6 protein-coding genes are annotated in these 8,926 nt (G+C 41.7%); 4 read left to right on the top strand and 2 right to left on the bottom strand.

Annotated features, from left to right (window positions below; all coding sequences use genetic code 11):
• Positions 1-174 precede the first annotated feature (174 nt).
• Positions 175-1,908 (bottom strand): anthranilate synthase component I family protein, encoded by a 1,734-nt coding sequence (locus B2863_RS10590; RefSeq protein ID WP_296210250.1) that lies wholly within the window; start codon positions 1,906-1,908, stop codon positions 175-177.
• Positions 1,909-1,911: 3 nt separating this feature from the next.
• Positions 1,912-3,147: a beta-ketoacyl-ACP synthase II gene (locus tag B2863_RS10585; protein WP_296210248.1), complete on the bottom strand. Its 1,236-nt coding sequence runs from the start codon at positions 3,145-3,147 to the stop codon at positions 1,912-1,914.
• Between the two features lie 487 nt (positions 3,148-3,634).
• Between B2863_RS10585 and B2863_RS10580 the strand changes: the two genes are divergently transcribed.
• From B2863_RS10580 to fusA, 4 genes are all read left to right on the top strand, one after another.
• The gene (locus B2863_RS10580; RefSeq protein ID WP_296210245.1) at positions 3,635-4,732 is read left to right on the top strand and encodes an EcsC family protein; all 1,098 of its coding nucleotides are present in this window, start codon (positions 3,635-3,637) and stop codon (positions 4,730-4,732) included.
• Between the two features lie 436 nt (positions 4,733-5,168).
• Complete coding sequence (rpsL, locus tag B2863_RS10575) at positions 5,169-5,543, top strand: 30S ribosomal protein S12 (RefSeq protein ID WP_011281154.1); 375 nt, start codon at positions 5,169-5,171, stop codon at positions 5,541-5,543.
• A 218-nt stretch (positions 5,544-5,761) separates the two neighbouring features.
• Positions 5,762-6,235 (top strand): 30S ribosomal protein S7, encoded by a 474-nt coding sequence (gene rpsG, locus B2863_RS10570; protein ID WP_057761735.1) that lies wholly within the window; start codon positions 5,762-5,764, stop codon positions 6,233-6,235.
• A 343-nt stretch (positions 6,236-6,578) separates the two neighbouring features.
• Positions 6,579-8,705 carry an elongation factor G gene (gene fusA / locus B2863_RS10565; protein ID WP_101205359.1) on the top strand — a complete coding sequence of 709 codons (2,127 nt, stop codon included), beginning with the start codon at positions 6,579-6,581 and terminating at the stop codon, positions 8,703-8,705.
• Positions 8,706-8,926 lie beyond the last annotated feature (221 nt).

Below are 8,926 nucleotides of genomic sequence, written 5' to 3'. Positions count from 1 at the left end.
CTAGCATTGCTGCTGAATAAAATTATATTGATAGCTTAATGTAGAATGTGAATAGATTAGTCCCTTTACTCATCACGTAAAACACTATCGCTAAGTCTTAAAAAAAGCCTGCTAACGTAACGTTGGCAGGCTTTTTTTCGCTTTAAATTAATTAGAGCATTTTAATTTACTATCTTAGGTTTTTTGAGCCAGTACTGATAACAAGTTACCTACTTTATCTAAGCATTCTTGGTATTCAGCGTCACAATCAGACGCGACGGTAATACCGCCACCTGCCCACAGATTAACGTGTCTTTCTTTATTACAGTCATCATTCGACAAAGCGTTGGCTTGCAATGTACGAATGAGTACATTCCATTGACCACTACCATCAAAGTTCATATAACCCATAGTGCCACAATAAGCACCGCGTGGCGTAGATTCCAGTTCAGCGATGATCTCGACGGCGCGTTTTTTTGGTGTGCCAGTGATAGAACCAGCGGGCAGACTACCAAACAATACAGCCAACGGATGAGTATCAGTTTTTAGCTCAGCGGTAATAGTGCTGACCATATGATGCACGTTGCTAAAGCTCTCAATCGCAAACAGTTGCGGTACTTTCACACTGCCAATTTTGGCGTATTTGCCCAAATCATTACGCAGTAAATCTACAATCATGACATTTTCGGCACGGTCTTTTTCGCTATTGACCAGTTGCTGTTTATACAGATCATCTTGCTCGTTAGTAACACCTCGTGGCATGGTTCCCTTGATAGGCTTGGTGCGAATAGAGTGTTTGCCAGTGTCGATTGCTCTAGTGAATGTAAAAAACAACTCAGGTGAGCAGCTTAACAATTCAAAATGATTGCTATCTGCGTTAAAGCTGCTGCTTCTATTTGGGTAATCACCATCATTGCTATCAACGTTCATATATCCTGCAAAAGGCGCTTTTGTATTGCGATATAGCGCAGGCAAATAGTCAATAAGCGAAAAGGCTGATTGAACATCGTTATTTTTACACGCTAGACGGCCAGACCATTTCTGTGTCAGGTTTATTTGATAGCAGTCGCCTTGCTGTAGATAGTTTTGTGTGCGATTAAATGCTTGTTGATAATCAAGCTTGCTCCATCGCGGACTTAAAACTAGGGAAGTGATTTTTGATGCATCTTTAAACTGTGGTTGATTGAGATATTTATCAGACAGTTTTCGATCCAGTTCGTCTAGGTAAGAAGTAAGAGTACTTATAAGAATATCGTTTTTTTTATGACCAATATTCTCAGAAGAGTCATCGTTAGTTAGATGACTTTTTAACGCCCAACCTGTATCAGCATGTGTTGTGGGCGTTAGATAAATATCATAATGCCCTAATGAAGCACAAGGCTGATTTGCCAATTCAATCCTATCGGTAGGGCTTAGTTCGAGAGCTGCAATATCATAACCAATAAAACCGATTAGCCCATGATGATAACTGGGTTTTGGGCTTTCTTCGTTATTGATATATGAGGTGTCGTGATTAACTTCTTGAGCGTTACTATAAGCGATTAGCTCTTCTTGCCACTCTAGATAACTCATATAAGCTGTCGTGCCAGCATAACTATTATCAGCGCTATTTACATTAGTATCGCGGCGCACGTCAGTACTGCGAAAACTCTTAATCACTTTATAAACATTGGGTAAACTATTAAGAGTTTGCTCACCATTGGGATATACAGACCAACTGACTTTTGGGAGTAAACCAATCACGGGTCGACCATCGTTATTAAGCCAAACAAGTTGCCAGTTTGCTTTAATATCTTGAGCGAGCAAATGACGCTGTAGTTCAGGCATCAGCTCTGCAGCAGACAAATCACCAAAACGCCAGCTAGGTTTGCTAGCTGGCGATGGCGCAGAATCTGTCTGCTCAGTTGTATTGTGATTTGATACAAGCATGGGTTAAGTATCAAACTTTTTGATAATCAGCGTAGCGTTAGTACCACCAAAGCCAAAGCTATTACTCATCAAGGTTTCAAGATTTGCTTCACGCATTTCGGTGACGATATCGAAACCTTCAGCAGCAGGATCTAAGTTATCAACATTGATACTTGGAGCGATAAAGCCGTCCTGTAGCATTAGCAGACAGTAAATCAGCTCTTGTGCACCAACAGCGCCCAAGCTATGACCTGTCATCGATTTGGTTGAGCTGATAGCAGGTACTTTACTGACGTCATTATCAAATACTTTAGCAATCGCTTTAAGCTCAGTAATATCGCCCAGTGGTGTACTAGTACCGTGGCTGTTGATGTAATCAACACTTTCTAGACCCGCTTCGGCCAAGGCTTGTTGCATACAGCGAACTGCACCTTCACCGCTTGGCGCAACCATTTCTGCACCATCAGAGCTGGCACCATAGCCAACGATTTCAGCCAAAATATTGGCGCCGCGTGCTTGAGCATGTTCCAGACTCTCTACAACCACCATCGCGCCACCAGCAGCAATCACAAAACCGTCACGGTCTTTATCGTAGGCTCTTGAAGCAAGTTTTGGTGTATCGTTATACTGAGTACTAACTGCGCCCATGGCATCAAACATGCAAGACTGTGTCCAATGTTCAGCTTCACTACCACCAGCCAATATCACATCGGCTTTACCCAATTGGATAAGCTCAGCAGCATGACCGATACAGTGTGTTGAAGTCGCGCAAGCAGAGGCGAGCGAGTAGGAGACGCCTTGGATTTTGAGACCGGTTGCTAAAGCGGCTGATACCGAACTGCCCATTGTCTTTGGTACTGCCATTGCGCCGACACCGCGTAGACCTTTTTCGCGCATAGCATCGATAGCATTGACGATGTTTTCTGTTGATGCGCCGCCCGAACTTGCCACCAGACCCACTCGTGGGTTGTTATTAATAGTATCAAGTGATAGTCCTGAGTGCTCAATCGCATTTAGCGCACTAACATAAGCATAGAGACTGGCGTCACTAAAGAATCGTTTAAGCTTACGATCGATACCACTGGTATCAAGTTCTGATTGATTGATGCTACCGCTCACGTGTGATTTAAACTCGTGTTCAGCATAAGAATCGTTAAATGTAATGCCAGACTGACCTTCTTTGAGGGCAGAGGTGACAGTGTCTAAATCATGTCCGATACAAGAGACAATCCCTGCTCCAGTAATAACTACGCGACGCATATTCTATTCCTTATGAGTAACAATCCTTCAGAATTGCTTTCAATAATCGTTTTTAAATATTGGTTCTATTAATTAAATATTGGTTATATCAATCGATGTTAAGTGCCGTCGTACTTTATCGCCATTATATAAATCATAGCAAAATCGATGCTCTATAAATGGTAATCTGTAAATAAAGTACAAGTGTACTGTGAATTATGGCACATGATAACGTATCAAGCTTTCGAAATCTTTGCGCAAGTGCAAAATAACGACAAAATAGCGCTTATGACCAAATACTGAGTGAAAAAATGAGAAGTAAGCCTAGCTACTGGTTATAGACGGAATTATACTTTAGATACAAAATTTGTGATTCTAATAACATTGTTCGCACTGACACCAGTTACGATAACTGGCTAGAATAATAGGTTCATTATTATCAATAATTAACTATCATATTAAAATACAACTATATTAAAAACCAACTCATCATATTAAGGACATCACGATGGCAAAGCGTAGTACTCTTTCTAAAAGCATCAATACCATTGGCTCTTTTACTCGAAACAACCTAGAGCGCGTAGGGGCTATGATTGACAGCGTAAACGCTAAAACGGGCAAACCGCGTCAATACAAAGCCGTCGACCTAGGCGATGAAGACTATCAACAAGATTTGTTTCGTGAGCAAACGCTAAAGGCGACGCAGCAACTTTTAGGACCACGTTTTGCTACTTATGGTAAATATGCCAAGAAAGTTGTGCCGAATAGTTTTTTTCAATCGACAGTTGATGGCGCATTTGCCCAAGTGGCCAACCTCGCTGCGAACTGGAGTCAACTCGACTTACCTAATGAACATCGCTTTGCCAATATTGCTACCTTAGATGACGAAGAGCGTTATGCGCTAGCTACTGATATTGCTAACCAAAATCGCGCGCTTGCAATGATGGGTGGTTTGACGGGTTTGGCAGGTCTACCAGGTTTGCTCGCTGATACATTATGGCTATTACTGGTTTCATTACGTACGGTTTATCAGATTGCTGCTGTATACAATAAGCCACTAACAGGTAAGCAAGGCGTCAAGATGGCGTACGAACTACTATCAAACGCTGATCTGAGCAAGATGCAAGAAAAACAAGCGCTACTAGCTGGTCTAGGTATTGGTAAAGGTTTGCTTGATAATGCTCAGAGCAATGGACTACATAGTGAACTTAAAAATCTCGGTCTGAAAAATAAAAATGTAAATTTCTATGCTGCGCAAATAGACAAAGTCGCCAGTCAAGTAGGTATTGATTTAGATCAGATTAATTTATCATGGGTTCGTCGTTTTATTCCTGTCACCGCAGTAGCGATCGGTATGCACTACAACAGTCAGTTGATTGACGAAGTGATTGGCGTTGCTCAAGCGACCTTTGCGCCAGAGGCAAAACTAGCCAATCGTGCCATTACTGATGACAGCAGCAGTGAGGCTAAAGTAGAAAAGGCTAATACTGATGAGGCGAAAAAAGACACAGAGCCCAAAGAAAAAAGCAGTGATCCAGAAAAAGCCCCTAATAAAGAAGAAACCAGTAAAGAAGAAACTAGCAGTAAAAAAGACGCATCTAAGTAGACGTCTGATAAAAGAGCCAAGTAATAAAGATATTATTTGCTAGTTGGATTATAGCTTTATAAGCGCAATGGTATTTATCTTAGTTTGATTGAGCAACACGACTTGAAAATTAGGATAAATACCACCACTTAGTTACTATCAAGTACCATTTCAATGTTAAACATCTTTTCTTAATGACGCTTGAGCTCGCTTTGTTTACTTTATTTATTACGCTATTTTTCGGCGAAAAATCTATAAAGTGATACAATGAGAGGCTGAATGCATATCTATCAAATGTTGTAAAGTGAAACCATTCATAAGTGGTTGAAATAGCAGCAACAACTCTTTATAATACACTGTCCTAAAAATGGGTGCCCCCGAAATCTGCAATTATTGTCAGATAGATGGTGCATTGGCCCATTTTTTTGTTTTATACCAAACGGGAGAAGGATGCCTTATGGCAACAACTAACCAATTGATTCGTAAAGGTCGCAAAACCATCAAGGAAAAGTCAAAAGTTCCTGCGTTGGAAGCGTGCCCACAGCGTCGCGGTGTATGTACTCGTGTATATACTACCACGCCAAAAAAACCTAACTCTGCCATGCGTAAAGTATGTCGTGTACGTTTGACTTCAGGCTATGAAGTATCAAGCTACATCGGTGGCGAAGGTCATAACCTACAAGAGCACAGTGTTGTTCTAATCCGTGGTGGTCGTGTAAAAGATCTACCAGGTGTACGTTATCACACTGTTCGCGGTGCATTAGATTGCGCAGGCGTTAAAGACCGTAAGCAAGGTCGCTCTAAGTACGGTGCTAAGAAGCCTAAAGTTTAATAACTAAACGTTATTAGATAAGCTTTTTGCACTACCCAATAACTGTGCATGGGTTTGGTGTCAGTAGTAATATCACTTTTATATAAATATATATCTGTGATGTGCTCTTAAAACATACCACCATGCAGTAAGGCTAACTGATAACTCACTGCTATATCCTAATGATAAGTAGTCGATGTTGTGAATGTTAGACACTCCTGAAGATAAGGAAATTTATTATGCCAAGACGTCGCGTCGTTGCTGCCCGTGAGATCCTACCGGATCCTAAGTTTGGTAGCCAAACTGTTGCAAAATTCATCAACCATGTAATGAGTGATGGTAAAAAATCTACTGCTGAGCGTATCGTTTACGGTGCACTTGAGACAGTAAGTGAGAAGCGTAAAGTTGAAGATCCAGTATCTTTCTTCGAAGAAGTGCTAGAAAATGTACGCCCAATGGTAGAAGTAAAAGCTCGCCGCGTTGGTGGTGCAACCTATCAAGTACCAATGGAAGTACGCCCCTCCCGTCGTACTGCATTGGCTATGCGTTGGTTAGCTGAAGCTGCTGCTAAGCGTTCTGAAAAATCAATGGCTTTGCGTTTAGCTGGCGAATTGAATGATGCTGCTGATGGCAAAGGCGCTGCTATGAAAAAGCGTGACGAAGTTCACCGCATGGCAGATGCTAACAAAGCATTCTCTCATTACCGTTTCTAAGCTACTTTTTAATAGTAGCTTGAGATTAGAGGCTCATGCCATTTAATCTTACATTGCTGTTTATTCTATTGATTGCCGCCATCATCATTCGGTCATATATAAATGTTATTTATTGATGACTGAGGTGGCGGACATCTATCCAGATGTCTCTCTTAATAAATACAGTTTTTGCTGGAGAGCATCCCAAATTTGATGCCGCACTATTCTTAGTATTTGCTCTTTTTTTGTCCGTATTAGGCTCAATAATCAGTAAGTAATATTACGAAGCTGAACGCTTTGTCATAGAGTATGAGGTAGAGACACAATACATTATTATATACACGACTTTTCCTAGGAAAACACTATGGCTCGTAAAACTCCCCTAAAACGCTATCGCAATATTGGTATCTCAGCGCACATCGATGCTGGTAAGACAACCACTACAGAGCGTGTTTTATTCTATACCGGTGTTAGCCACAAAATTGGCGAAGTACATGATGGCGCAGCCACTATGGACTGGATGGAGCAAGAACAAGAGCGTGGTATCACTATTACCTCAGCGGCAACAACTTGTTTTTGGTCAGGTATGGCTAAACAGTTTGACGAACACCGTATCAACATCATCGATACCCCAGGTCACGTTGACTTCACGATCGAAGTTGAACGTTCTATGCGTGTACTCGATGGCGCTTGCATGGTTTACTGTGCAGTAGGCGGCGTTCAGCCACAGTCTGAGACCGTATGGCGTCAGGCGAACAAATATAAAGTACCACGTCTTGCATTTGTAAACAAAATGGACCGTGTTGGTGCTGATTTCTATCGTGTTATCGAACAGATCAAAACTCGCTTAGGCGGTAACCCTGTACCATTGGTTATTCCAATCGGTAAAGAAGATGACTTCGAAGGCGTTGTTGATCTAGTGACCATGAAAGCTATCTATTGGGACGAAGCGTCTCAAGGTATGCAGTATGATGAGCGCGAAATCCCAACTGAACTACAAGAAAAAGCAGCAGAATACCGCGAGCATCTTGTAGAAAACGCTGCTGAAGCAAACGAAGAGTTGATGAACGAATACCTAGAAAACGGTGAATTGACTGTAGAACAAATTCACGGTGCTATTCGTCAGTTAACTATCGATAACGAAATCATCCCGCTTCTTTGTGGTACTGCCTTTAAGAACAAAGGTGTACAGAAGATGCTAGATGCCGTTATTCAGTATCTACCTGCACCAATCGACGTACCTGCTATTAAAGGTATTCTTGATGACAAAGACGAAAGCGAAGGCAGCCGTGAAGCATCAGATGAAGCACCTTTCTCAGCACTAGCGTTCAAAATCATGAATGACAAATTCGTTGGTAACTTAACCTTCGTACGTGTTTATTCTGGTGTAATGAAGCAGGGTAGCAGTGTTTATAACCCAGTTAAGATGAAGCGTGAGCGTGTTGGCCGTATCGTACAGATGATGGCAAACTCTCAAGAAGAGCTTGCAGAGATTCGTACTGGTGATATCGCAGCTCTAGTCGGCATGAAAGATGTGACTACTGGTGATACGCTATGTGATGAAGACAACGTGATCACTCTTGAGCGTATGGAATTCCCAGATCCAGTTATCTCTCTAGCTGTTGAGCCAAAGACCAAAGCTGACCAAGAAAAAATGTCAATCGCTCTTGGCCGTTTGGCAAAAGAAGATCCATCGTTCCGTGTACACACTGACGAAGAATCTGGTCAGACAATCATCAGTGGTATGGGTGAGCTACATCTAGAGATTCTTGTTGACCGTATGAAGCGTGAATTCAACGTTGAAGCAAACATCGGTGCACCTCAGGTTGCTTATCGTGAGACGATTCGTAACACTGTTGAACAAGAAGGCAAATTCGTACGTCAAACAGGTGGTCGTGGTAAGTTTGGTCACGTATGGTTACGTCTTGAGCCACTTGATCCAGCTGGCGACACTGAATATGAATTCGCTGAAGAAGTTGTTGGTGGTACTGTACCAAAAGAATTCCACGGTGCTGTTGATAAAGGTATCCAAGAGCGCATGAAAAACGGCGTACTTGCAGGCTACCCAGTAGTTGGCGTAAAAGCGACCTTGTATGATGGTTCTTATCATGACGTTGACTCTGATGAATTGTCATTTAAGATGGCTGGTTCTATGGCCTTCAGAAAAGGTTTCTTAGCAGCTGATCCAGCGCTACTTGAGCCAGTAATGAAAGTAGAAGTTGAAACACCTGAAGACTACATGGGCGACATTATGGGCGATCTTAACCGTCGTCGTGGTTTGGTACAGGGTATGGAAGATCTACCTGGCGGTACTAAACAGATTCGTGCTGAAGTACCATTAGCGGAAATGTTTGGTTATGCCACTCAAATGCGCTCTATGTCACAAGGCCGTGCAACTTACTCAATGGAATTCCAAAAGTACGCTGAAATTCCAAAATCAGTTGCTGCTGAAATCATCTCTAAGTTCAACTCTAAAGATGATGACGAGTAAATAAAACTTACTGAAAGTGACAATATAGAGTATGTCTGTGTATTGTCACCGAAGAATACGCCAATAACTTATTAAAAGACTTGTTATTGGCCGCGATTTTCTTATAATATCTGCACATTAGTATGTGCAACCTTTTAACAATTATCTTAATGTGGTCAAAATCGTCTTAATAATCATATTTATATGAGTTAAGTCTTGAACCCCAAAAAAAGAGGAAATAC

Source organism: Psychrobacter sp. UBA3480 (assembly GCF_002377945.1).
In the GTDB taxonomy this organism is placed as follows: domain Bacteria; phylum Pseudomonadota; class Gammaproteobacteria; order Pseudomonadales; family Moraxellaceae; genus Psychrobacter.
This window is presented reverse-complemented; position numbering and strand designations above follow the sequence as displayed.

Excerpts from the sequence above, each read along its gene's own strand:
- B2863_RS10590 (WP_296210250.1), bottom strand. The coding sequence starts at position 1,908 with ATGCTTGTATCAAATCACAATACAACTGAGCAGACAGATTCTGCGCCA.
- B2863_RS10585 (WP_296210248.1), bottom strand. The coding sequence starts at position 3,147 with ATGCGTCGCGTAGTTATTACTGGAGCAGGGATTGTCTCTTGTATCGGA.
- B2863_RS10580 (WP_296210245.1), top strand. The coding sequence starts at position 3,635 with ATGGCAAAGCGTAGTACTCTTTCTAAAAGCATCAATACCATTGGCTCT.
- rpsL (WP_011281154.1), top strand. The coding sequence starts at position 5,169 with ATGGCAACAACTAACCAATTGATTCGTAAAGGTCGCAAAACCATCAAG.
- rpsG (WP_057761735.1), top strand. The coding sequence starts at position 5,762 with ATGCCAAGACGTCGCGTCGTTGCTGCCCGTGAGATCCTACCGGATCCT.
- fusA (WP_101205359.1), top strand. The coding sequence starts at position 6,579 with ATGGCTCGTAAAACTCCCCTAAAACGCTATCGCAATATTGGTATCTCA.